Annotated in this window: 19 protein-coding genes; 10 read left to right on the top strand and 9 right to left on the bottom strand. The window is 65.8% G+C overall.

The genetic code is table 11. The annotated features are described in order from the left end of the window. Positions 1-194: 194 nt before the first annotated feature. Positions 195-2,048 (bottom strand): dihydroxy-acid dehydratase, encoded by a 1,854-nt coding sequence (ilvD, locus tag K7W03_RS13835; RefSeq protein ID WP_222886558.1) that lies wholly within the window; start codon positions 2,046-2,048, stop codon positions 195-197. A gap of 100 nt (positions 2,049-2,148) precedes the next feature. On the opposite strand from ilvD, the gene K7W03_RS13840 reads away from it, so the two are divergent. After that, the gene (locus K7W03_RS13840; protein ID WP_222886559.1) at positions 2,149-3,054 is read left to right on the top strand and encodes a LysR family transcriptional regulator; all 906 of its coding nucleotides are present in this window, start codon (positions 2,149-2,151) and stop codon (positions 3,052-3,054) included. Positions 3,055-3,058: 4 nt separating this feature from the next. Here the strand turns inward: K7W03_RS13840 and K7W03_RS13845 are convergent, their stop codons facing one another. Further along, the gene (locus K7W03_RS13845) at positions 3,059-3,856 is read right to left on the bottom strand and encodes a DUF2189 domain-containing protein (protein WP_025549805.1); all 798 of its coding nucleotides are present in this window, start codon (positions 3,854-3,856) and stop codon (positions 3,059-3,061) included. 334 nt (positions 3,857-4,190) lie between these two features. On the opposite strand from K7W03_RS13845, the gene K7W03_RS13850 reads away from it, so the two are divergent. Both K7W03_RS13850 and K7W03_RS13855 read left to right on the top strand, forming a co-directional pair. Beyond that, complete coding sequence (locus K7W03_RS13850) at positions 4,191-7,106, top strand: TonB-dependent receptor domain-containing protein (protein WP_222886560.1); 2,916 nt, start codon at positions 4,191-4,193, stop codon at positions 7,104-7,106. Positions 7,107-7,127: 21 nt separating this feature from the next. Continuing rightward, a complete protein-coding gene (locus K7W03_RS13855) occupies positions 7,128-8,162 on the top strand; it encodes an ABC transporter substrate-binding protein (protein ID WP_222886561.1) in 1,035 nt (344 codons plus the stop codon). A 23-nt stretch (positions 8,163-8,185) separates the two neighbouring features. On the opposite strand, the gene K7W03_RS13860 is transcribed toward K7W03_RS13855, so the two are convergent. The 5 genes from K7W03_RS13860 to K7W03_RS13880 all read right to left on the bottom strand — a co-directional run bounded on the left by K7W03_RS13860 (position 8,186) and on the right by K7W03_RS13880 (position 12,829). Then, positions 8,186-8,977 carry an N-acyl homoserine lactonase family protein gene (locus K7W03_RS13860; RefSeq protein ID WP_025551190.1) on the bottom strand — a complete coding sequence of 264 codons (792 nt, stop codon included), beginning with the start codon at positions 8,975-8,977 and terminating at the stop codon, positions 8,186-8,188. A gap of 31 nt (positions 8,978-9,008) precedes the next feature. Beyond that, the gene (locus K7W03_RS13865) at positions 9,009-9,890 is read right to left on the bottom strand and encodes an NAD(P)-dependent oxidoreductase (protein WP_025551188.1); all 882 of its coding nucleotides are present in this window, start codon (positions 9,888-9,890) and stop codon (positions 9,009-9,011) included. 34 nt (positions 9,891-9,924) lie between these two features. Further along, positions 9,925-10,722: an SDR family NAD(P)-dependent oxidoreductase gene (locus K7W03_RS13870; protein ID WP_025551186.1), complete on the bottom strand. Its 798-nt coding sequence runs from the start codon at positions 10,720-10,722 to the stop codon at positions 9,925-9,927. Beyond that, the gene (locus K7W03_RS13875) at positions 10,715-12,103 is read right to left on the bottom strand and encodes an MmgE/PrpD family protein (RefSeq protein ID WP_319024317.1); all 1,389 of its coding nucleotides are present in this window, start codon (positions 12,101-12,103) and stop codon (positions 10,715-10,717) included. Before K7W03_RS13875 ends, K7W03_RS13870 begins: the two co-directional genes overlap by 8 nt. A gap of 180 nt (positions 12,104-12,283) precedes the next feature. Further along, on the bottom strand, positions 12,284-12,829 hold the full coding sequence (locus tag K7W03_RS13880) for a carboxymuconolactone decarboxylase family protein (protein WP_025551184.1): 546 nt from the start codon (positions 12,827-12,829) through the stop codon (positions 12,284-12,286). A 296-nt stretch (positions 12,830-13,125) separates the two neighbouring features. On the opposite strand from K7W03_RS13880, the gene K7W03_RS13885 reads away from it, so the two are divergent. The 5 genes from K7W03_RS13885 (at position 13,126) to K7W03_RS13905 (ending at position 18,077) form a co-directional block, all read left to right on the top strand. Beyond that, a complete protein-coding gene (locus tag K7W03_RS13885; protein WP_061938191.1) occupies positions 13,126-13,923 on the top strand; it encodes an SDR family NAD(P)-dependent oxidoreductase in 798 nt (265 codons plus the stop codon). Between the two features lie 90 nt (positions 13,924-14,013). Then, positions 14,014-15,387, top strand: coding sequence for an MFS transporter (locus tag K7W03_RS13890; RefSeq protein WP_222886563.1), 1,374 nt, complete (start codon positions 14,014-14,016; stop codon positions 15,385-15,387). Continuing rightward, positions 15,387-16,340, top strand: a complete 954-nt coding sequence (locus K7W03_RS13895; protein WP_222886564.1) for an alpha/beta hydrolase — start codon at positions 15,387-15,389, stop codon at positions 16,338-16,340. Before K7W03_RS13890 ends, K7W03_RS13895 begins: the two co-directional genes overlap by 1 nt. Before the next feature lie 20 nt (positions 16,341-16,360). Further along, on the top strand, positions 16,361-17,275 hold the full coding sequence (locus K7W03_RS13900; protein ID WP_222886565.1) for an amidohydrolase family protein: 915 nt from the start codon (positions 16,361-16,363) through the stop codon (positions 17,273-17,275). After that, positions 17,265-18,077, top strand: a complete 813-nt coding sequence (locus K7W03_RS13905; protein ID WP_222886566.1) for an amidohydrolase family protein — start codon at positions 17,265-17,267, stop codon at positions 18,075-18,077. Before K7W03_RS13900 ends, K7W03_RS13905 begins: the two co-directional genes overlap by 11 nt. Here K7W03_RS13905 and K7W03_RS13910 read toward each other — a convergent pair. Beyond that, positions 18,065-18,520, bottom strand: coding sequence for a PaaI family thioesterase (locus K7W03_RS13910; protein ID WP_025551176.1), 456 nt, complete (start codon positions 18,518-18,520; stop codon positions 18,065-18,067). The two genes, K7W03_RS13905 and K7W03_RS13910, sit on opposite strands and share 13 nt — an antisense overlap. Positions 18,521-18,603: 83 nt before the next feature. Between K7W03_RS13910 and K7W03_RS13915 the strand changes: the two genes are divergently transcribed. Next, on the top strand, positions 18,604-19,530 hold the full coding sequence (locus tag K7W03_RS13915; RefSeq protein ID WP_044660633.1) for a 3-keto-5-aminohexanoate cleavage protein: 927 nt from the start codon (positions 18,604-18,606) through the stop codon (positions 19,528-19,530). Between the two features lie 110 nt (positions 19,531-19,640). Here the strand turns inward: K7W03_RS13915 and K7W03_RS13920 are convergent, their stop codons facing one another. Further along, on the bottom strand, positions 19,641-21,017 hold the full coding sequence (locus tag K7W03_RS13920) for an MFS transporter (protein ID WP_061938211.1): 1,377 nt from the start codon (positions 21,015-21,017) through the stop codon (positions 19,641-19,643). A gap of 548 nt (positions 21,018-21,565) precedes the next feature. On the opposite strand from K7W03_RS13920, the gene K7W03_RS13925 reads away from it, so the two are divergent. Next, entirely contained in the window at positions 21,566-24,496 is a 2,931-nt protein-coding gene (locus K7W03_RS13925) for a TonB-dependent receptor plug domain-containing protein (protein ID WP_025551926.1), read from the top strand. Positions 24,497-24,520: the final 24 nt, after the last annotated feature.

The raw sequence follows: 24,520 nt of genomic DNA on the forward strand, positions 1-24,520 counted from the left end.
CCCGGCGGCAAGGGAGAGTGCGATGGAGCGTATGCATTACAGCATGTGCCAATGCAGCGTCGGGTTGCTGAGCCTGTGCAGCGCGTCGGCCCTGGCGTTGACCGGCACGCTTTATATCCTCCTCCACTGACGGCCCGCGGGCAATCGTCCGGAACGACGCGCCGCGGGGTCGAATGCGGCGCGCGCCCTGAATATCAATCCTTTTCCACCTGGCCCACGTCCCGCACCGCGCCGCGCGCCGCATTGGTGGTGAGCGCCGCATAGGCCCGCAGGGCGGGCGACACATGGCGCTTGCGGCCGAACGGCTTCCACGCCTTCGCGCCGCGCGCCTCCATTTCCGCCTTGCGGGCGGCGATGACGGCGTCGTCTAGGTCCAGCCTGATCACGCGATTGGGAATGTCGATGAGGATGGGGTCGCCGGTCGCGATCAGCGCGATCAGCCCGCCTTCCGCCGCTTCGGGCGACACATGGCCGATGGAAAGGCCCGAAGTGCCGCCGGAAAAGCGCCCGTCGGTGATCAGGGCGCAGGCCTTGCCCAGCCCCTTCGACTTCAGATAGCTGGTCGGGTAGAGCATTTCCTGCATGCCCGGCCCGCCCTTGGGCCCTTCATAGCGGATGACGACGACATCGCCCGCCTTCACTTCATTGCCCAGGATGCCGGCGACCGCAGCGTCCTGGCTTTCATAGACCCGTGCCGTGCCGTGGAAGGTCTGGATGGATTCGTCCACCCCGGCCGTCTTCACGATGCAGCCTTCGGGCGCGATATTGCCGAACAGCACGGCCAGCCCGCCATCCTTGGAAAAGGGATGCGCCGCGCTGCGGATGACGCCGGTCTCGCGGTCGGTGTCCAGTTCCTCCCAACGGGCGTTCTGGCTGAACGCCTGGGTGGTGCGGACGCCGCCGGGCGCGGCGCGGAAGAAGTTGCGGACCTCCTCGCTATTGGTGCGGCCGATGTCCCAGCGGTTGAGCGCGTCGCCCAGCGTCGGCGCATGGACGGTCGGCAGGGTCGCGTCGACCAGCCCGGCGCGTTCCAGCTCGCCCAGGATCGCCATGATGCCGCCCGCGCGATGGACGTCCTCCATATGCACGTCATTCTTGGCCGGCGCGACCTTGCAGAGGCAGGGAACGCGCCGTGACAGCCGGTCGATGTCGGCCATGGTGAAATCCACCCCGCCCTCATAGGCGGCGGCGAGCAGGTGAAGCACCGTATTGGTCGACCCGCCCATGGCGATGTCCAGGCTCATCGCGTTCTCGAACGCGGCGAAGGTGGCGATGTTGCGGGGCAGGGCCGATGCGTCGTCCTGTTCGTACCAGCGCTTGGCGAGGTCGACGATGGTGCGGCCCGCCTCCAGGAACAGCTTTTCGCGGTCGGCATGGGTGGCCAGCGTCGACCCGTTGCCCGGCAGCGACAGCCCCAGCGCTTCGGTCAGGCAGTTCATCGAATTGGCGGTGAACATGCCGGAGCAGGAACCGCAGGTCGGGCAGGCGGACCGCTCGATGACCTTCACTTCCTCGTCGGTATAGCTGTCGTCCGCCGCGACGACCATGGCGTCGACCAGGTCCAGCGCGACGGTCTTGCCGCGCAGCTCGGTCTTGCCGGCCTCCATCGGACCGCCCGAAACGAAGATGGTCGGGATGTTGAGGCGCATCGCGGCCATCAGCATGCCGGGCGTGATCTTGTCGCAGTTGGAAATGCACACCAGCGCGTCGGCGGTATGGGCGTTCACCATATATTCGACGCTGTCCGCGATCAGGTCGCGGCTGGGCAGCGAATAGAGCATGCCGTCATGGCCCATGGCGATGCCGTCGTCGACCGCGATGGTGTTGAATTCCTTGGCGACGCCGCCAGCCGCCTCGATCTCCCGCGCTACGAGCTGGCCCAGATCCTTCAGGTGCACATGCCCCGGCACGAACTGGGTGAAGCTGTTCGCGATGGCGATGATGGGCTTGCCGAAATCCTCGTCCCTCATGCCGGTGGCGCGCCAAAGGCCGCGGGCGCCCGCCATGTTGCGGCCATGGGTGCTGGTGCGTGAACGATAATGCGGCATGGGTCTGTCCTCGGTTCCTGTCCGGCCGCCTTACGCCTTTGCGGACAGGTTGTGAAATATATTATAGGCGCGCTATAAGGTCGTAGGATGACTGACTGACATGGATCTTCGCCAGCTCAACCATTTCCTCGCCGTGGCGGAGGAACTGCATTTCGGCCGTGCCGCCGAGCGGCTGGGCATGACCCAGCCGCCGCTCAGCCAGTCGATCATGGCGCTGGAGCGGGAACTGGGCGCGCCTCTCTTCGCCCGGACCAAGCGGCAGGTGGCGCTCACCCCCTTTGGACGGCAATGGCTGGAGCATGTCCGGCCCGCCGTGGGGGCCGTGGCCGACCTCGCTGCCGTGGCGCGGCGCCTGCAGGCCGGGACGGTCGGGCGGATTGTCCTCTCCTTCGTCAGTTCGGCGGACTACAGCATCCTGCCCACGTTGGTGCGGCGCTATGCCCATGCTTTCCCCAGGGTGGACATGACGCTGGTGGAAGCGACCAGCGACGTGCAGGTGGAGGCGCTGGTGGAAGGGCGGACCGACGCCGGGCTGCTGATCCCGCCCGCATCCGGCCTGCCCGCGGCCATCGACTATCGCCCGTTGCTCCGCGAGCCGCTGGTGGCCGCCGTGCCGGAGAATTGGGTGAAGGACGGCCGCCTGCTGGTGGAGGACGGCAGTCTGGCCGGGGAGGGCTGGCTCGACCAGCCGCTGCTGCTCTTCCCGCGTCACGTCGCGCCCACCTTCCACGATCTTGTCATCGACCATTATCGGGCCCAGGGGCGGGAGCCGCATGTGCGCCAGCGGGCGATCCAGATGCAGACGATCATCAGCCTCGTCTCCGCCGACATGGGATTGGCGTTGGTCCCCGCCTCGCTGCGCAACCTCGCGCGCACGGGCGTGCGCTATCTGCCGCTGGCCGGCCTTGCCCCCATGCTGGAAACCGGCCTGGCATGGCGCCGGTCGGACGAGGCGCCGACGCTGCGCGCCCTGCTGGGCATCGCCCTCGACATGGCCGGGGGCTGACACCTTACCGGACGACCGCGCGCGTATAGAGGTGCCAGGTGGCATAGCCCAGCACGGGCAGCACCACCGCCAGCCCCACCAGCGCGGGCAGGGCGCCCAGCACCAGCAGCGCGACCACGATCAGGCCCCAGGCCGCGACCGTCACCGGATTATGCCATGCCACGCGGCAGGATGTGCGCACCGCGACGCCCCAACTGACCGGCTTGTCCACCGCCATGGGGAAGGAGACGACGCTGACCGCCAGCGTCAGCAGCGCGAAGCCGAAGCCGACCAGATTGCCGAGCACGATCATCTGCCAGCCCTGCGACGTGCCGAATATGGCCGACAGGAAAGCGCCCACGGAGGATGTCGAGCCGGGCACATTTTCCAGCGTCGCATGATAGATGAACCAGGCCGTCGCCATCCACGCCATGAACAGCAGCGCCAGCACGCAGGTCAGGTCGAACAGGGCGGACCCGCCCGGCTTGCGGATCACGTCCAGGAAATGGCGCCAGCGCGCGTCCAGCCCGGCCTCCCGCCGCCGCGCCAGTTCGTAGAAACCGCTGGCGAATGCCGGCCCCAGCAGGATCGCGCCCGCCACCAGCGGAAAGATCAGCGGCAGGATCGACATCCGGCTGGCCGACATGATCGCGAGCGCGACGATGATCGGATAGATGAAGCCGATGAACACCAGATCGCCCCTTTTGGCGAGGAAATCGTCCCATCCCTGACGCAGGGCGACGCGCAGGTCGTCGAACGTGATGGTGCGGATGGAAATATCTTGCCCGGCGGACGCCGCCTGGGACGGGTGAGCCATTGCCATGGTTCGCTCTCCTGACCGAAAGCCATGAAGCTCCTGTTCTTATATGTCCTCTGTCGGGACATGCGCGCTTTTCCGGGGCGAGCATCTCTCGGCATGAGGGAGCGCCTCATGGCCAATGGCGGCATCCTACACCCGGAACAGGGCACCCGCCAGCCCTTTGATGCCCCGCGCGGCTTCGCCCGTCGCGCCACTGCTGGATGATGCGCCTCCGGCATGTTTCTCAGTTATTGTGAATGTTATTTCGTTCAGCGATTTTTCGACGGTCCGCTTCTACGATCCGCTTCTGCGAACAGAACGACAGACCTGCGTCATGCGGGCAATCGGGAGGGATAACATGCGCGTTGCGTCGACCAGACTTGCCCTGCTTTCAGGTATCGCCTTCGCCGCCATGGCTCCGCCGGGTCCATCCTTTGCGCAGCAGCAGGGTGCGGCGGCCCCGGCGGATGGCGCTCCGGAACCGCCGGACGCCGCCCCGGCCGGCTCCTCGATCCCGGCCCCATCCTCGCCCCCCGCGCCGTCCGATCCGCCGGTAGAGGCCGACATCGTCGTTTCCGGTTCGCGCATCGTGCGGGACGGTTTCAACGCCCCCACGCCCATTTCCGTGATCGGTGCGGAGCAGGTGCAGAACCGCGCGGCGATCAGCATCGGCTCGGTGCTGCAGGAGGCGCCCGCCTTCCGCCCCAGCCAGAACCCGTCGGCGGCGCGCACCTTCACCAATAGCGGCTATTATGCCGACCTGCGCGGGCTGGACGCCAACCGCACCCCCGTCCTGGTCGACGGCCATCGCTTCGTGCCGACGTCCAATGTCGGCACCGTCGACCTCAGCCTCATCCCCACCTTCCTGGTCGAACGCGCCGAGGTGGTGACCGGCGGCGCGTCCGCCGCATGGGGCTCCGACGCCGTGGCCGGCGTCGTCAACATCATCCTCGACCACAAGCTGACCGGGCTTCGCGGCGAAGCGCAGGCCGGCATCTCGGAGGAAGGCGACGGCTATAACATGAAGGTCGCGCTCGGCGGTGGGACAAGCTTTGCCGACGGCGCGGGCCATATCATCCTGGGCGCGGAATATTCCTATGACGAGGGGGTGGGCGACAATTACACGCGCGACTGGGGGCGGGAGGAATGGTGGTTCGTCACCAATCCCAATTTCGCCACCAACGGCCAGCCCGCGCGCATCTGGACGAAGAACGTCCACTACGCCTCCCAGACGCCCGGCGGCCTGATCGCCACCGGACCGCTGCGCGGCACCGCCTTCGCGCCGGACGGCACCCCCTTCCAGTTCAACTTCGGGGAAGTATGGGGCGACGACCAGATCGGCGGCGACGGTTACGGCATCGGTTCCTGGACCGGCGTCAACATCAGGCAGCCGCATGAGCGCGTCGTCGCCATGGGCCGGGTCAGCTTCGAAAGCGGCGACACCAGCTTCTTCGCGGAGGGCAACTACGCCCATGTCGACTGGACCGTGCCCAGCATCGGCACGCGCAATTTCGGCACCCAGTCGCCCAGCACCAGCGCCTTTTCCCCCATCGTCGTCAGCGCCGACAATCCCTTCATCCCGGCGGCGACGCGGGCGGCGATCGACAATTACAATGCGACGCGGCCGGCCGGCGCGCCGGCGCTCACCAGCTTCCAGCTCGGCCGGTTCGGGACCGAGAATTTCCAGCAGATCGTCAGCAAGGCGAATGAGACCGCCCGCGGCCTGATCGGCGCCGAAGGCTCCTTCGGCGGCATCAAATGGGACGTCTATGCGCAATATGGCCAGAACCGGTTCATCCGCGGCGTCATCGGCCAGCGGATCGAGGCGAACTGGCGCCGCGCCATCGATGTGGTGAACGTGATGCAGAACGGCGTTTCCATCCCCGTCTGCCGCGACCTGCTCAGCCCCAACGCCGCCATCCGCAACGCCGCGGCGGGCTGCGTGCCCTATAATATCTTCGGCACCGGCACGGCCAGCGACGCGGCCAAGGCCTATGTGACCGGCCTCTCGCTCCAGCATCAGAAGACGACCCAGACGGTCGTCGCCGGCAATCTCCAGGCGGAACCCTTCTCGACCTGGGCGGGCCCCGTGTCCATCGCGACCGGCATCGAATATCGCCGGGAGACATTGCTCTCCATCCCCAGCCCGCTGGAGGCGGCCCGCGCCTTTTCCAGCGCCAACTCCGCCTTCGTGGACGGATCGTTCGACGTGAAGGAAGGCTATGTGGAGCTGCTCGTTCCGCTGGCGGCGGACAGGCCATTCTTCCGCCATCTGGATGTCAACGCCGCCGCCCGCTACGCCGATTATAGCGGCGCGGGCAGCGTGTGGACCTGGAAGGCGGGCGTGAACTGGTCGATCACCGATGAATTCCGCGTCCGCGCCACCCGCTCGCGCGATGTCCGCGCCCCCAATCTCACCGAAATGTTCACGCCGGAAAGGAATCAGAACGCGCGCATCATCGACCCGGTCACCAATACGGCCTATACGGTGCGCACTTTTTCCGTCGGCAACAGGAACCTGGAACCCGAAGTCGCCAATTCGCTGACGGCGGGGTTCGTCTATCAGCCGCAATGGGTATCGGGCCTGCAATTGTCGGTCGACTATTATGACATCGACATAGACGGCGTCATCAACACCTCCGTCGCGCAGGTCGTCCTCGACTCCTGCGTCGCGGGCGACGCCAGCCGGTGCGCCTTCATCACCCGCCCCGTCGCCAACGGTCCGATCACGGAGATGGTGACGCCCTATCTGAACCTCAACCGGTTCCAGACCAGCGGCGTCGACATCGAACTGTCCTATCGCATGCCGCTCGGCGCGGGCAATCTCAGCACGCGGCTGCTCGCCACCTATGTCTGGGACTACAGGCTGACGGACACGACCGGGGCCATCGACCGTTCCGGGCAGAATGGAACGCCCGTCAATGGCGGCACGGTCGGCATGGTGGACCTGACGATGAACGCGACCATCGCCTATGATACCGACGATTTCGGCGTGAACCTCCAGGCGCGCTACATCAACGACGGCAAGATCGACACCGCCGCCGTGCCGGGGACGGCGACCAGCCTCAACATCAACAGGATTCCCAGCCGCATCTATTTCAATCTGGGCGGAAAGCTTGTCCTGACCCGCAGCGAGGACAACGACAGGAAGGTGGAACTGTTCGGGACGATCGACAATCTGCTCGACACCGATCCGCCATTCCCTTCCTTCGACGGGACCTATTATGACCTGGTGGGTCGTGCCTATCGGCTCGGCGTGCGCTTCCGCTATTGACGCCCTTGGGGGAGAATGACGATGCGCGGCAACAAGGCGGCTCTGGCCGCAGCCATGGCGGCCCTGGCGTTCGGCGGATGCGCCGCCGCACCGTCGGCGGCGGTCAATGCCCCAACGGCTCCGGCCGAACCGCTTTCCGTCTTCGGCCATCGATCCGTGCTGGAGTTCGGGCCGGCTCTGCTGGCGGCGAAGAATGCGCCGCCCGGAACCGTCGTCACCGCCAGCGGCGGGGTTCCCAACCTCTGGGCGGCGCCCGACCCCGCGCTCGCCGCTTCGGTCGGCGGGCATGCGGAGGGCGCGCCGCCGCCGCCCAATCCCGGCATGGCCGATCTCGCCGGCAATGCCGAAACGCAGACGCTGCGCATGTCGCTGAAGCATCCCGACGTCCGCATCGTCGTCACCACGACGGAAGGCCTGTACCGCATCGTCGCCCGGCGCTCCTCCGGCATCGCCTCCGTCGCGGACCTGAAGGGAAAACGGATCGCGGTGTTCGTCAACACCTCCGCCGCCTTCTACCTCCACACGCTGCTGAAGGGCGCGGGGCTGGGCGAAGCGGACGTCACCATCGTTCCCCTGACCGCCAGGGCCGGCGCGGACGCGGTGATCAAGGGCGATGTCGACGCGCTGTCGACCTGGGAACCCGAAGCGGAACGCGCGGCTCTCGCGCTGGGAGACAATGGCCTCAGCATCCAGCCCAAGGGCGCCTATCGCGAAATATACAGTCTGAACGCCAGGGCCGGGACGCTTCGCGATCCGGCGAAGCGGAAACAGGTCGTCGCCTTCCTGCGCGAACTGCTGGCCGGCTGCCGCAAGGCGGAGGAAGATCCCGGCGAAATGCAGGCGATGCTGGCGGAACGGACCGGCCAGAATCTCGAACTCATTCGCCAGTCATGGCATCATCACCGCTTTCCCTGCGCGCTTCCCGACGACCTGCTGGACGTGATGGTGGAGGAGGAGCAGTGGCTCGCGAAGATCGACGGCCGCCCGCCGCGCGACCGCGCAACGCTTTCCCGGCTGATCGACCCCAGCCTGTTGCGGGAGGCGCGGGCGCGCTGAGCGGCAGCGCCCGCGTTCCGCCCTCAGGACGCCGGTTCGGCGTCCAGCCGGACCACCCCCGCCACGCCGTCGCGCGCCAGGGGATAGCGGCTCAGCACCAGCGGATCATGGCCGGGAATGATGTGGTTTTCCGAACTCGCCAGTTCCCGCATCCTGTCGAAGCCGAACAGCATGTCGGTCATGCTGTCGAAGGAGGGGAAGGGCCGCGCCTGCTCGAAATTGGCGTAGAGATGCGCGGCGTCGGAACCGAGCACCACCCAGCCGCGCCGGGTCTTCACCCGCACCACCTGCAATCCGCGCGTATGCCCGCCGACCCGGTGCAGGGTCAGGCCCGGCGCCAGTTCGCTGTCGCCATCGTGGAATTGCAGGCGGCCGTCGAACAGCCGCCCGATCATCGCCTGCACGTCGCCGGGCTCATAGGCGTGGCGCAACGGCTCGTGGCACATGCAGCGGCCGGTGCAATAGGCCATTTCCGCATCCTGCACATGGTACCGCGCCTGCGGGAACATCGCATGATTGCCCGCATGATCGAAATGCATGTGGGAAATGATGACGTCGCTGACCGCGGCGGCGTCGATGCCGATGGTCTTCAGCCCTTCGTTCACGGGCCGCACCAACTGCCGGTTGCGCTTGATCCCCATGGCCGCGTCGAAACCGGTGTCGAGTATATAGGTGCCGTGGTCGCCCACCATCGCCCAGACGAAATAGTCGAGCGGCATCGGCCGGTCGTGCGGATCGCCGCCGACGAAATTGGCCGATGCGGTGCGATCGTGATGGCCGTACTGGACGGCATAGACCTGATAGCAATCCTCCAACGACTTCCCTCCCAAATCTCGCGTCAGGCGTTCAGCCGATCTCGACGCCGGCCCATTGCTCCACGACCCGCGCCATCATCGTGAAGTCGGCATCCGCGCCGAACTGCGCCGCCGTGATGTCCAGCATCGTCTTGGCCAGATTGCCCAGCATCATGGGTACGCCCAATGCCTGCGCTTCGTCCAGGCAAAGGCGGACGTCCTTCAGCGACAGGCCGGTCGCGAAGCCGAAGTCGAATGTGCGCGGGACGACGGCGCGGGGAAACTTGTCCCGGGTGGCGCTGTTCTGCCCGCTCGACATGTTGAGCACGTCCAGCATCACATGCGGGTCCAGCCCCGCCTTGACCCCCATCGCCATCCCCTCCGACGTCGCGGCCAGCGCCACCACCGACATGATGTTGTTGATGAGCTTCATCGTCTGCGCCTGACCGGGCTGCATGCCGACCGGGATCACCTTGCCGAAATGGGAAAGCAGGGGCGCGACCTCCTCCTGCACGGCTGCCGGCGCGGCCAGCATCAGCGTCAGCTTGCCCGCCAGCGCCCCGGCGCGCCCGCCGCTGACCGGCGCGTCGGCGAACGACCTGCCATGCTGCGCCAGCAGGCCCGCCGCCTCGGCAGAGGCGCGCGAACCGATGGTCGACAGGTCGACCACGATCCCGACCCTCGTCCCCGCCAGCTCTGCCGCCACTTGCCGGACGATCTGGGGGGAAGGAAGGCTGGTGAACACCATGTCGGCCCGGTTGCCGACCTCCTCCACGCTGTCGCCGGCCAGGCCGCCCGCCGCCGCGAAAGCCGCCCGCGCCGAAGGATTGACGTCATAGGCGATCACCGCATGGCCGTTTTCCAGCAGCCGGGGCGCCATGGCGCTTCCCATGCTGCCAAGGCCGATAAATCCCACATTCCGGCTTTGCGTCATCGACTGCTCCTCAAACATCGCTCTGCCGCTGGCATCAGCGGGCCATCCATCCGCCCTCGATCGGCAATATGGCCCCATTCATATCCGTTCCGGCGGGGCCGCACAGCAGCAGCAGCACCTCCGCGACGCTGTCGACATCGACGAACCGGCCGCTGGGCTGCTTCCCGTCCAGGAAGCGCGTCTCCGCCTCCGGCCGCGTCAGCCCTTCCTCGATCATCATCCGCTCCAGCCGGTCGGACCAGAGGGGCGTCAGCACCGACCCCGGCATCAATGCATGGCAGGTGATCGGACTGCCCGCCGTCTCCAGCGCGGTCGCGCGCGTCAGTCCCTGGATCGCGGTCTTGGTCGTCACATAGTCCACCCGGTTGACGGTGCCCCGATAGCCATAGACCGACGTCATGTTGAACACCCGTCCATATTGTGCCTCCCTCATCTTCGGCAGGACCATCTGCGTCGCAAGGAAGGCGGCGGTCACGTTGACGGCCAGCGCCTCGGTCCATTTGTCGATGGGGAAATCCTCTATCCGCGCGAAATGCCGGACGACGGCGTTGTTGATCAGGATATGGACCGGACCCAGCGTCCGCTCGGTATGGTCGACAAGGTCCCGCACGGCTGACGCCTGGCGCAGGTCGGCGCGGCAATAGACGGCGCGCACGCCATAATCCCGCTCGATCGCCTCTCCCAGACAGGCGGCTTCCTCCGGATCTTCCAGCCCGTGCAGCATGACGTTCGCGCCGGCCGACGCCAGCTTGCGCGCCATGGCCTGGCCCAGTCCCCCGACCGATCCCGTGACCAGCGCATTGCGGCCGGCGAGTCTTCCTGCGTCATTCATGGTCCGTCACCGTCAGTTCGGTAAAGCGCGACACGTCTTCGCACCGGTCCAGCGCCAGTGCGGCGTCGACAAGGCGCCGGGCCTGCGCTGCGGTCAGCGTTCCCGCCACATTCTCGTTGAACTTCGCCACGATCTCATCGGTGGTCATCGGATTTTCCGACGATCCGCGATTATGTTCCTCGATCTCCTCAAGGACGGTGCCGTCGGTCAGTTCCACGGAAATCACCCCCTTGAACTGCTCCGGGCCGGGGAGGGACCTGTCGACCCGATATTCGACCCGCCGCGCCAGGGAGAGAATGGCCTCGTCGCGCAGATATTCCGGCTGATAGGCGTCCTTCCCCAGCCTGCCCCGCACCAGCGCCTCCGCCAGCGTATATTGCAGGCTGACCCGCCCGTGCGAATCCGTCAGCGGATGCAGCTTCTCGCCCTGCGGCTCGCACACGATGCCGACGATATAGGGCGCGACATCGCACCTTATGGCGCGGATGCGCTCTGCCGACAGGCCGTGACGCTCGCGCAGCCGCAGCAGCGCGCTGACATAGGGATGGATGACATGGGCGGCGGGAAAGGGCTTGAAGGAGGCGTTCCGGCTTTCCCATTCCTCGCCCAGCGCATCGGTCAGCCGGCGCCAGTCGGGCGCCACGGCCTCGTCCTGAAGATGCGACGCATAGAGGCCGAAGCGCCCCTCCAGCACCTCGGCGGGACCGGTGACGCCGGCCTCAGCCAGTGTCGCCGCGGCGATCCCGCTCTGCGCGGCCCAGCCGGGGTGCAGGAATTTGGACTGGGTGCCGTCCACCCAGCATTGGATCAGCCCCGCGGCGAAGCTGCCGGTGATCCCGGCGGCGCGGATCATCGCATCCTCCTCCAGCGCCAGCATCTTTCCCGCAAGCCAGCTCACGCCGAACGGCGCGAACAGGCCGGAGGGGTGGAATCCCCGTTTGTGGAACTGACCCGGCGCCAGGCTGCCGACGCGGCAACTGATCTCGTTGCCGATGGCTATGGCCAGGATCGCGTCGCGCCCGCCGCAGCGCAGGCGGTCGCCCAGCGCCAGCGCCGCCGCGACGGCCGGGCTGCTCATGTGCACGATCGATTCATTATGGGTGTCGTCATATTCCAGCGCCTGCGACAGCGCGCCGTTGGCGAAGGCCGCGCCCGACACGCTCGACCGCGCCGTCCCGCCCCAGATGCGGGCCTCCGTTCCGGGATGCAGGCCGGCGGTGGCGCTGCGCACCGACATGCCGAACGGGCGCTGGCTGCCCGCGATGGAAAGCCCCACCACGTCGATGACGCGCAGCATGGTCGCGGTCACAACATCGTCGGGCAGATCATCGAACCGCATTTGCCTAACCCAGGCCGACAGTTTTTGCGAAGCGGCTATCACCCCTCGGACCCCTCCAGATCGTTATTGAAGATACCGGTATCACGATTGGGATACGCCGCGAACCCGCATGGCACAAGTCCCAATTTTCCTGGGCGGCAGGTTTGGCCCGGTTTTCGGTCGTGCGGGGCCGGGCGCGCAACGGCCCTCCGCGCTACGCCTGTCCCGCGCTCCAGGGCATTCTCAGCGTCGCAGATTCCAGTTGGTCACGGCTTCATCGTCGATCTCCGCACCGCTGACGGCCGCCACTCTCGCGAGCATCATATAGGTGCAGGTGATGAAGAGGATCTCGAACAGGGTGGGCAGGCCGAAATATTCCTGCATGGCCGCCAGACTCCTGTCCGAAGGGGAAACGTCCGACACCAGCTCGCTGACGAAATCGCACAGGCATTGCTCTTCCGCAGCAAAGACGCTGAAGTCGCCGCTTTCCAGCCCCTGCCTTTCCCGCTCCGTCAGGCCCAGCGCGGCGGCAATGCTTTCATGATGATAGATCTCATAGTCGGAACGCGACAGATAGGCGACGCGCAGGATGATCAGTTCGCGCTGCCGTGGCGTGATGCTGATGTCGAAGATGGCGGCGCGGCCCAGTGCGCGCTGCGGCGCCCAGAAGGGGTCGGGAGCATGCATGGCCATGCGCGATATGTTCAGCACGCGACCGAACGCCCCGGACAGCACTTCGCGCTTCGTTTCCGACAGGCCGGCGGGGTCTGGATAAGGAATGCGTGTCACGAAATCTCCTGTTTCCGGGTCCTGTCGGCGCTTGCGGACGGAGCAGCCAAGAACGGCACGGCATTTAGCGGATTTCCCGCAATTCCAGCACATCGGGAAAGCATTGGCTATCCAATAACATTATGCTGAAGCGACGGCATATGGCATTCTTCGCGAACTTTGGCCCTAGCTAAACCGAACCATCCTATGGTACCGGTATCTCATAAAGATTCAATGAGGATGGTGAAAAGGAGCGGGAGCGGCCGCCTTCCCAATGGCTGCGCAACGCCTTTCCAGCGCCGCTTCAAGCGCCAGTCATGATCGAGAAGGGTGTTTCCATGTCCGACAATCTCTTTACGCTGCGGGGGCGCAAGGCATTGGTCGTGGGATGCGACAGCGGCATAGGATTGGCCTGCGCCCGCGCCATCGCGGCAGCCGGCGCCAGCCTGGTCATGTCCGGGCTGGAAACGGAGAGGGGGGAGGCATTGGCCCGTGAAATCGCGTCGGACAGCGGGCAATCCGTTCATTATCGCGCCGTGGACGTCCGCGATGAGGCAAGCGTCGAAGCCCTGGTGGCAGCCGCGACCGGGATCATGGATGGCCTGGACATCGCGATGAACAACGCCGGCATCCCCGGCCCGGCGGCGGCCATTCAGGATCTGGCGGCGCGCGATTTCGACAATCTGTTCGCGATCAACGTGCGCGGCGCCTGGCTGAGCATGAAATATGAGATTCCGGCTATGCTGGCGGCGGGGCAGGGGGGCTCCATCATCAACCTCGCCTCGACCGCCGCGCTCTCCGGCCTCGCCTATGTCGGCGCCTATTCCGCCAGCAAACATGCCGTCGCAGGGCTGACCAGGTCCGCCGCCATAGAGCTTGCCCCCCACAATATCCGGGTGAACGCGATCGCGCCGGGGCCGGTCCAGACCGACCTGCTGCACAATATGCGCGCCGGCCGCAGCCAGGTGAGCGACGTGCGGCCCGCATCCGTGCCGATGGGCCGCGTCGCGCAGCCGGAGGAGATGGCCGGCACGGTGGTCTGGCTGGCTTCGCAGGCGGCATCCTTCGTCACCGGATCGATCATATCCGTCGACGGAGGCGTGATCGCCGCCTGAACGACCATGAATTTACGATAGCTAAGACCATAAGCGCCCCGGAAAGGGCGAATAAGCGGAGGTGACGGAGATGGCGCCGGAGGCAATCAGATGAGCGGTGGAGCCCCGATCGATGCGGTGCGCACGGGTTCCGGCCCGGAAGCGGCGGTGGGCGCAGCGCTCGACAGCATCACCTCCGCCCGGCTGCGGATCGTCCCGCCGCTGCTGCTGGGATTCGTCATGCTGTTCGATTCCTGGGACAGCATCGCCATCGCCTATGTCATGCCCTCGCTCACCCGCGAATGGGGCCTGACGCCGGTCGCCGCGGGCAGCCTGATCTCGGCCGGCTATGCCGGGCAGTTCGTCGGGGCGATCCTGCTGGGGTCGCTGGCCGAACGCTTCGGCCGTATGCCGGTATTCCTGGTCTCCGTCGTCTGGATGGGATTGCTGGCGATCTTCTGCGCGCTGACGCCGGGCTATGGCGCGCTGTTCGCCCTGCGCATCGTCCAGGGCGTGGCGATCGGCGGCGCGCTGCCGGTGTCGATCACCTATATCAACGAAATCGCGCCCTCCGCCACGCGCGGCCGCTATTTCGGCATATTCCAGTTCATCACCATGGCGGGCTATGCCGCCGCATCCTTTTCCAGCACGGTGGTCATCCCTCATCTCGGATGGCGCTGGCTGTTCGCCTTCGGGGCGATTCCCCTGTTGATCCTGCCGGTGGTGATGCTGCTGCTCCCGGAATCGCCGCGCTGGCTGGTGCGCAGCGGCCGGGCGGACGACGCGGCGAAGGCGCTGCGCAAGTTCGGCTATGCCGCCGCCGATCCACAGGCGCTCCGTTCGTCCGAACCGTCCGCCGGGCCAGCGCCCCGCCTCCCCGCGACCATATTGTTCGCGCCCGAATTCCGCCGCCGCACGACCGTCGTCATGCTGCTCTGGTTCTTCACCTCCTTCGCCAGTTTCGGGCTGACGACCTGGCTGCCGTCCATCTATGTGTCGGTCTTCCATATCCCGGTGGCGACGGCGTTGCGCTATTCCGCGACGGCCAGCCTGCTGTTCCTGGTCCTCGCGCCGACCATCGCGCTGGTGATCGACAGCGTGGGCCGCCGTCCGCTGGCGATCGGCGGATCGCTGATCGCGACCGTCGCGCTGCTGACGCTGGGCTTCACCCTGCCGAAGGACGTGGCGATCCTGGTGCCGCTGGTGATCGCGGGTCAGCTCTCGATCTTCACCGGCTCCATCGTCCTCTGGCCCTATACGGCGGAAACCTATCCCACCCATGTCCGCGCCGTCGCGCTGGGGCTCAGCAGTTCGCTGGCGCGCGGCGCATCCACCCTGACGCCGGTCGTCGTGGGCGCAATCCTGGCCAGCGGCGCGTCGGTCGCCATCGTCTTCGGCATATTCGGCCTCTGCGCCGCCGGGGCGCTGATCCTGTGGGTCACGGCCACGCGGGAAACCGCCCGGATGCGGCTGGACGCGATCTGATGGCGACCGCCCTGCAAGCCGGACTGGACCCCGACGCCCGCGCCGTGCTCGACCTCATGGAGGCGAGCGGCCGGCCGCCGCTCCATCTTCTGAGCATCGAAGAGGCGCGGACGGCGATCCGCACGTCGCTGGAAACGCTGGGAAAGCCGCCGCCGCCCGTCCGGGAGGCGGATCTTTGGGCGGACGGGCCGCGCGGCCCCATTCACCTCAGGCTCTACCGGCCCATGCAAGTGCCGGACGATGCGCCTCTGCCCGCCATGCTCTATTTTCACGGCGGCGGCTGGATGACCGGCGACCTCGCCTATGGCGCATGGTTCTGCGCCTCGCTGGCGGAGCGGGCCGGCATCGCCATGCTGTCGGTGGACTATCGGCTGGCGCCGGAATATCCCTTTCCCGCGGGGCTGGAGGATTGCATGGCCGCGCTCCGCCATGCCCGTCGCGATGCTGCGGCGCTGGGCATCGACGCAGGACGGATCGCCGTCGGGGGCGACTCGGCGGGCGGCAATCTCGCTGCCGCCTGCGCGCTATGGGCACGCGATGAAGGCCTGCCGCTCAGCGCGCAGATATTGATCTACCCCGTCACCGATCTGGTGGAGGAGCATGAGTCCTACCGCCGCAATGCCGATGGTTTCGGCCTGACCGCGGACATGATGCGGTGGTTCCGTACGGCCTATCGCAACGGAGCGGACCCCGCCGATTGGCGCATGTCGCCGCTGCGCGCGCCCCGGCTGGAGGGTGTCGCGCCGGCATGGGTGCTGACCTGCGGTTTCGATCCCCTGTGCGGCGAGGGCGACGCCTATGCGGATCGGCTGGCGGCGGCCGGCGTGCCGGTGAAGCATATCCGCCATGCCGACCAGATCCACGGCTTTTTGATGTGGCCGAAAATGATGCGCGCATCCGACCGGGCCTTGTCCGGCATGGCGCGGGAATTGCGCGCCAGGCTGTTCGCCTGAGCCAGCAGGAGAGCTTGAATATGGCAGAAGACCCGATTTTCGACACCCATGCGCATCTGATCGCGGATGACAATGTCGCCTATCCGCCGTCGCCCATGCGCGGCACGACCCATGTCACGCAGATGAACTACACGGCCACCGCCGAATGGCTGATCGACCGGATGGACCGCAATGGCGTCGGCAAGGCATGCATTGTCCAGCGCGGCCATGTCTATGGTTATGACAACAGCTATATCATCGATTCGGGCAGGAAATATTCCGACCGTTTCGTGCCGGTGGTGATATTGGACGCGCAGGACCCCGAAACGCCCGCCAAATACCGGGACATGGTGTTGAACCACGGCGTGCGCGGCCTGCGCTTCGCCCAGACGCATTTCGAATTCTTCGATACCGCCTGGATGAATTCGCCCAATGCCATGGAATGCTGGCGGACGGCGGCCGAACTGGGAACGCCGGTGGCGATCATCTTCTTCCGCAGGCATTTGTCCTGGGGGTTGCCGGCCCTGAAGTTCATCGCGGAATATCTGCCGTCGCTGAAGATCATCGTCGATCATATCGGCACGCCGCACACCCTCTCCAACCCGGAAAAGGCGCGCTATGTCGCGGCGGGTCTGGACAGCAGCATGCCGCCGCCGCCGGATTTCGGCATTGCCGATACCATCTCGATCTTCGAAGGGCTGCCCAATATCAGCTTCAAGTTCACGGAGATCAACATGGAGCGGCTGGCCGACCAGAAGGCGGAACCGGCCGCGTTCATCCGGCGGCTGGCGGATGTCTTCGGCGCGGACCGGCTGATGTGGGGCTCCGATCTGGGCCAGAGCGAATGGCCCTATGAGGAAAAGGCGGCGGCGGCGCGAAGGGCGGCGGCCCAACTCGGCCCCGACGAACGCCGCGCCTTCCTCTATGAAACGGCGGAGAGGCTTTATGAGCGCTGAGGTCCAGATGAGCGCCGAGGTCCAGGTCGACACGCACGCCCATATCTGGGGGGCCGCCATGCCCTTCTGGAGCAGGGCGTGGAAAAGGCCCGACTATGCCTATACGGTGGAAACCTATCTCGACACGCTGGACGCCAACGGCGTCGATTTCGCGGTGATCGCGGCGGCCAGCCTGTTCGGAACCTATAATGACTATGTCATCCGCGCCCTGCGGCAGCACAGGCGCCTGCGCGGAACCGTGATCGTCGATCCGGAAATCGGGATGTACGATCTGGAGGGCATGCGCCGCGACGGGGTGGTGGGGGTGCGTTTGCAGCTTTTCCACACCGACCTGCCGGATTTCGCTGCCGACGGCTATAATCGCCTGTTCCACCGGCTGCGCGACATGGACATGCATGTCCATGTGAATGTCGAGGCGCACCGTCTGCCATCGGTGCTGGACGGCCTCAGGCCCAGCGGGGTCAAGGTGGTGATCGACCATTTCGGCTGGCCGGATGCGGAAAAGGGGCTGGACTGCCCCGGCTTCCAGGCGGCGGTCCGGGCCTGTCAGGACGGCATGGCCTGGGTGAAGCTGTCCGGCGGCTTCCGCCGGCCCGATCAGGACATAGCCCGCATGTTCGCGCAGGCCTATGTCGAGCGGGTCGGGACGGAACGGCTGTTCTGGGGCAGCGACGCGCCGTTCGTGGGGGCGGAAGGGACGGTGACGCATCGGCAGACGCTGGACCAGCTTGGCTATTGGCTGCCCGACGCGGCGGTGCGCGCCGCGATCCATCGCAGCGCCCATGATTTCTACTTCGCCTGACCGGAGCGGGTGGAGGGAAGCTTGAAGACGCCGCTGCCGCGTGCGACAGCACCATCCGGCCCCAGCAGCACGCCGTCGCAGAAGGCGAGGGACCGGGTCGCGCGCAGCAGGCGGACGCGGGATTCCAGCCAGTCGCCCGGTTGCGCGCCCCGCATGAAGTCGACGGACAGCGATATGGTCGGCGCGTGGGAAACGGCACAGCCCGCCTGCGCGTTCTGGCCCAGGCAGACGTCGAGAATGGATGACAGCCAGCCGCCATGGGCGAAACCGGAATAGCTGCAATTATGCGGCGCGACCCGGAAACCCAGCCGGACGGCTTCCTCTGCCGCCGGTTCGAAGGGGTCCGCGATATAGAAGGGACCGTTCAGATGCTGGAAGGGATCGACGTCGGCGCCTTCCTTGACGCGCCAGCCGGGCGGGGCGGATTGTTCGATAGGGCTCATGGGGGTCTCCATTGTCGCTTGCCGCGGGCGTGAGATACCGGTACCAATTTCTCTAGGGACAGGATGATGGAAAGGCAAATGATATGAAGAAGGGAAAGGTCATCATAAGCTGCGCGCTGACAGGGAGCATGCATACGCCGACCATGTCGCCGTTCCTGCCTGTCGCGCCGGAAAAGATCGCCGAGGAGGGCATCGCGGCCCACCGGGCAGGCGCGGCGATATTGCACCTGCACGCCCGCGATCCCGAAAATGGCCGTCCGACGCCGTCCGCCGAGGTCTTCATGCAGTTCCTGCCGCAACTTCACGCGGAAACCGACGCGGTGATCAACATCAGCACCGGCGGCGGACCCGGCATGACGTTGGAGGAAAGGCTGCGCGCGGCGGTTCAGGTCAGTCCCGAACTCTGTTCGCTCAACATGGGCTGCATGAACATCAACCTGTCGGAACTGGCGAGCCGCCACGACTTCAAATATGACTGGGAAAAGCCCTTTCTGGAGGCGACGGAAGATCTGGTCGCCAAGAACACCTTCCGCGACATACGCCACATCATCGAGACATTGGGTCCGGGCGGCACCCGGTTCGAGATGGAATGCTACGAGATCGGCCATCTCCACAATATCGCCTTCTTCGCGGACAAGGGACTGCTGAAGCCGCCTTTCCTGATCCAGTCGGTGCTGGGCGTGACCGGCGGCATGAGCGCCGACGCCGACAGCGTCTATTTCATGCGCCAGACCGCCGACCGGCTGTTCGGCAGCGATTATATCTGGTCGCTGTTCGGCGCGGGACGGCATCAGATGGGCGTGTGCACCATGGGCGCGCTGATGGGATCGAGCGTTCGCGTGGGACTGGAGGACAGCCTGTTCATCTCCCGGGGGCAACTGGCGAACAGCAATGCCGACCAGGTGCTCAAGATCCGCCGGATATTGGACGAGCTGGGCCTGGAAGTCGCAACCGCGGAGGAGGCGCGCCAGATGCTGGGGCTGAAGGGCCGGGCCAATATCAACCTCTGATCCGCCATTCACCCTGATCTGCGGGTAATGGCCCAAGAAGCGTCATGCTGAACCTGTTTCAGCATGACGCAGGATTCGATCGGGAAAGATGATTTATGCGGGCCCTGAGCCTAAATCGTCTCCAGCTTCCGCCGCGCCGTTTCCGTGGTGGCGAAGATCCAGAGCAGCGCCGCCCCGAAGGCAAAGGCCGCAAATGCGCTGTAAACCAGTGAAATGGCGGCCCCGGTGCTCAATATCACGCCGACGAACAGCGGCGTCAGCATGGACGCGGCGCGCGCCATCGAACTGGAAACGCCCATGCCCACCGCGCGCAGATGCGTGGGGAAGCTCTCCGCCGTATAGGGCCACTGGATGAAGGAACTGAGCGCGCTGCCCAGCGTGCCGACCACCACCAGCGCCACCAGCGGTCCGGTCTCGAAGCGGAAGAGGGCGAGCGACAGCAAGGCCAGCCCCGCCGCCAGGCAGCCGCCGATCGCATAGGGCCGCCGCCCCACCCGATCCATGGTCGCACCGATGAACGGCGTCGCGAGCAGGAACAATATGGGCGTCGCCGCCGCATAGCGCAGGGCGTCCGCCAGCGCTATGCCGTAAACCGTCACGAAGATCGACGGGGCCCAGGTGGTCAGCCCGAAATTGGTGAAGGCGACCGTGAACCAGATGCTCATCAGGATGATCGTCGATGCGCGCTGTTGCGGCGCGAACAGAGCGGAAATCGGTATCCTCGCCGGCTCCCGAAGGCGCGGCGCGGCCTGCCGCAGGTCGCCATCCGACAGGTCGATCCTGCCCCCCAGCTTCGCCAGCGCGCCCGGAACCTGCCCGGCGCGGCCGGTGCGGGCCAGCCAGCGCGGCGATTCCGGCAGGGTCAGCATCACCACCGGCAACAGCAGCAGCGGAATGCCGCCCAGCCCGATCAGCCAGCGCCATCCCAGTTCCGGTATGATGACCGTGCTGGACAGGGATGCCGCCGCATAGCCGCTCATGCACAGCCACTGGAAGATCATGAAGTAGCGGCCGCGGGTCATCGTCGGCGCGAGTTCGTTGATATAGGTGATCGATACCGGCAACGCCCCGCCGATCGCCAGTCCCTGGACGAAGCGGATCGCCAGCAGCGCCTCCGGCCCCGGCGCCACCGTGCAGGCGATCGCCAGCGTCGCCATCACCAGGACCGATCCGACGAACACCGGCATGCGCCCGAACCGTTCGGCAAGCGATCCCAGGGCTATGGCGCCCAGGAACTGCCCGATATATCCCGAAGAGATGAGCGCCCCCATCATCGCGGGATGCAGCCCCCATTCGCGCGACAGCGACGGCATGACATAGGCGATGGCGATGCTGTCCCAGGAATCGAACAGCATGATGAAGCCCATCAGCAAGGGCGCCAATATGCCGACGCGAAAGGTGCGGAGATTGTCGAGCGCCTCCCCCACGCGCAGTTCCAGCGGACTGGCGGCCGTCCTGTCGGCATGAGCAGCGGTCAGGCTGTCCATCTTGCGATCCTCTCCCTTTACGATCGGAAACGAAGCGGTTTCCCGCCCTTGCTTGTTGAAGCGTCTTAGCCTTCCGGACAGCCGGGCGCAATGATACCGGTCTCAACATTCCGAGCATGCAGGTGCGCGGCTTTGTCGCGATGGTCGCGGAAGCGCGGCGGAAGAAGCGCCGCTGTCCCTGTTCCGGCCCCGAATTTCCGTCCATTCAGGCTGATGGAGCGCGGATTCCCCACCCGTAGGCGCGCCGGAACGACGCAACGCCCGCAGCTTCGCCGGTTCAGCAAAAAATCTCGTCCTGCGCTATATCCACAAATTATGCTCTGATCATGGGGCCCGAACATGCGGCATAGTGAAGAGGCGCTTTTCCTTGCCTGAACAGGCAGCCAGGGCCCGAAATCATGGCTGCTGTCCTGCGCCAGACCCGCCGGCATCACAAATTTCCGATCCGGCGCCATTTGACAGCGCCCTATCTCTGAGATACCGGTAACACATATTCCGCCACCGTTGAGACGTCGCCTGGCAGGAAAAATAAGAGGAGGAGGGGTGAAATGAACTTGCAGGGTGCATTGCTTTGCCGCAGCTCGGCCTTCGCGCTGACATGCGCGACCATTGCGGCGCTGTCGCCGGCCATGGCGCAGGACAATCCTCCGCAGGCGCAGTCGGACGCCGCCGCAGGCGTCAGCGATGCGGACATCGTCGTCACCGGTTCGCGCGTCGGACGCAAGGGCTATGACGCCCCGACGCCGGTCAATGTCGTGGGGGAAGAAAGGCTTCAGCAACTGGCGATCGACAATGTGGCGGATGCGCTGAACCAGATTCCGTCCTTCCGCCCCATCAATACGCCGGCTTCGACCTTTTTCCGCGTGTCCGGCAATATCGGCGCCCGCACGCTCGACCTGCGCGGGCTGGGCGCCACGCGGACGCTGACGCTGGTGGATGGCCGCCGCTTCGTGCCCAGCGCGGATGACGGCACGGTCGACATCAACGGCGTCCCGTCCATGCTGATCCAGCGGACCGAAGTGGTGACCGGCGGCGCATCGGCGGCCTATGGCGCGAACGCCGTGTCGGGCGTCGTGAACCTGATCCTCGATACGAAGCTCAACGGCTTCAAGGCGAATGCCAGCTATGGCATCAGCCAGCGGGGCGACGCCTCCAGCCTGTTCGTCGGCGCGGCGGGCGGCACGGATTTCGCGGGCGGGCGCGGGCATGTCGTCGCGGCGATCGAATATGCAAGGGAAGGCGGCATCGGCCCGTGCGAGGAACGGAGCTGGTGCACCCGCTACACCAATTATGTGCCCAATCCCGGCTATAACACCGCCACCCGGACCAGCACCAACGGCCTTCCGGCCACGCTGGTCCTTCAGGGCACGTCCTTCGTCTATAATGAGAACGGCATCGTCGTCGGCGCGCGCAAGCCCAATGGCACGGGCGGCACGATCACCCTGGGTCAGCAGGTGCTGAACACCGGCGCCACCTCCCTGCCCAATGCGTTGCGCGGCAAGCAGTTCGATTCCAACGGCAATCTGGTCCCCTATCAGTTCGGCAATTATCTGAGCGGCATATTGCAGCAGCTCGACGACCCGACGCAGCCCTATGCGCTGGGCCTCAGTCCGCTGCCGCTGATGGTGCCGACCAAGCATGTGTCGGGGACGGTGCATGCCGATTATGAACTGACGGATTCCATCACGGCTTCGGTCGAATTCATGTATTCGAAGGTCACGGGCGGTCCGACCGCGCGTTCCGCGCCGCTCGACGCAGGTGTCGCGATCAATATCAACAATCCCTATGTGTCCGATGCCACCCGCGCGACCATCCTCGCCGCCGATCCGGCGATCACCCATCTGGTCATCAATTCCTCAAGCTGGGCGCTGGGCAGCCTGTCCAAGGCGACGAGCAAGGTGGATACCTATCGCGGCGCTTTCGCTCTCAAGGGACAATTGTCCGACCAGTGGGATTGGGACGCCTATTACACCTATGGCCGCGTCGACAGCCGGGTCGGCGCCGACAACAACCGCCTGGCCGAATGGAACAACGCGCTGGACGTGGTGTCCGCGCCCGCCGGGTTGCCGGGCATAGCGGCGGGCACGCCGATCTGCCGGTCCACCATCGCCAACCCGGCCAATGGCTGCATACCGATCAACCTGTTCGGCTTCGGCAATATCAGCCAGGCGGCCATCGACCGCTATATCGTGCCCGAATGGCAGACCCGCCGGTTCGAACAGCACGCCGCCGCCGTCAACCTGCGCGGCTCGCTCTTCTCCACCTGGGCCGGCGACGTGAAACTCGCGCTGGGCGGCGAATGGCGCCGCGACACGGCGGAGGGAGAGGTCGATCCGAATACGGCCGCGGGACGGTTCATCGCCGCCAACGGCTCGGCGCTTCCCTTCACGAAGACCAGCGTGGTCGAAGGCTATCTGGAAGTCGCCGTCCCGCTGCTCAAGGACTCTCCGCTCGGGCGCTCACTCGATGTCGACGGGGCGATCCGCCAGACGCATTACGATCCCTTCGGCGACGCCACCACCTGGAAGCTGGGCGCGGTCTACCGTCCCATCGACGACATCACCTTCCGCGTGACGCGCTCGCGCGACATCCGGGCGCCATCCGCCCGCGAATCCAGCCCCAACGCCACGACGATCCAGCTCCCGCTGCCCGATCCGTTCGTCGGCGGCACGACCAGCCAGTTCGTGGTGACGGGCGGCAATCCGGGACTGAACCTGGAAAAGGGCGACACCTTCACCGCCGGCGTGGTGCTGAGGCCGTCCTTCATCCGCAACTTCAACCTGTCGATCGACTATTATGACATCAAGGTGGAAGGCGCGATCGACTCCCTGACCGGCACCGCGATCGCCAATGCCTGCAAGCAGAAGAACCTGCTCTGCAACCTGATCCAGTTCAATCCGAACGGGTCGATCAACACCGTCTTCTCCAATTTCCAGAACCTCAGCAAGCTGCATGCGGAGGGTCTGGAACTCGTCTCCGACTTCCAGGTGCCGGCGCTGGGCGGGAACTTCAATTTCCAGGTCAACGGCAATTATGTGATCGACCTGTCGACCATCGACGCGACCGGGGTGAAGACCCAGCTCGACAACTGGACCGGCAATGCCGGATCGGTGACGAACATCCAGGGCGTGCCGCGCTGGAAACTGGACGGGGTGATCACCTATTCGCGGCCGACCTGGTCCATGACCTTCCACGGGCGCTACATTCCCCGCGCCCTGCTGGACCCGACCAAGATCGGGCCGGAACAGGACGGCTATGACATCAACGATCCCAACAGCATCAGCGAGAACCATATTTCCTCGCGCTTCTATCTCGACATGACGGGAACGCTGAAGGTCAACGAGTCCTTCGAGATTTTCGCCACGGTGAACAATGTCTTCGACAAGGACCAGCCGGAGGAACTGCGGCTGATCGGCAATCCGTTGCATTTCGATCCGATCGGGCGTTTCTTCAAGATCGGGGTGCGGACGCGGTGGTGACGATATGGGGCGGGTACTGGAGGT

The organism is Sphingobium sp. PNB (genome assembly GCF_019873065.1).
In the GTDB taxonomy this organism is placed as follows: domain Bacteria; phylum Pseudomonadota; class Alphaproteobacteria; order Sphingomonadales; family Sphingomonadaceae; genus Sphingobium; species Sphingobium fuliginis.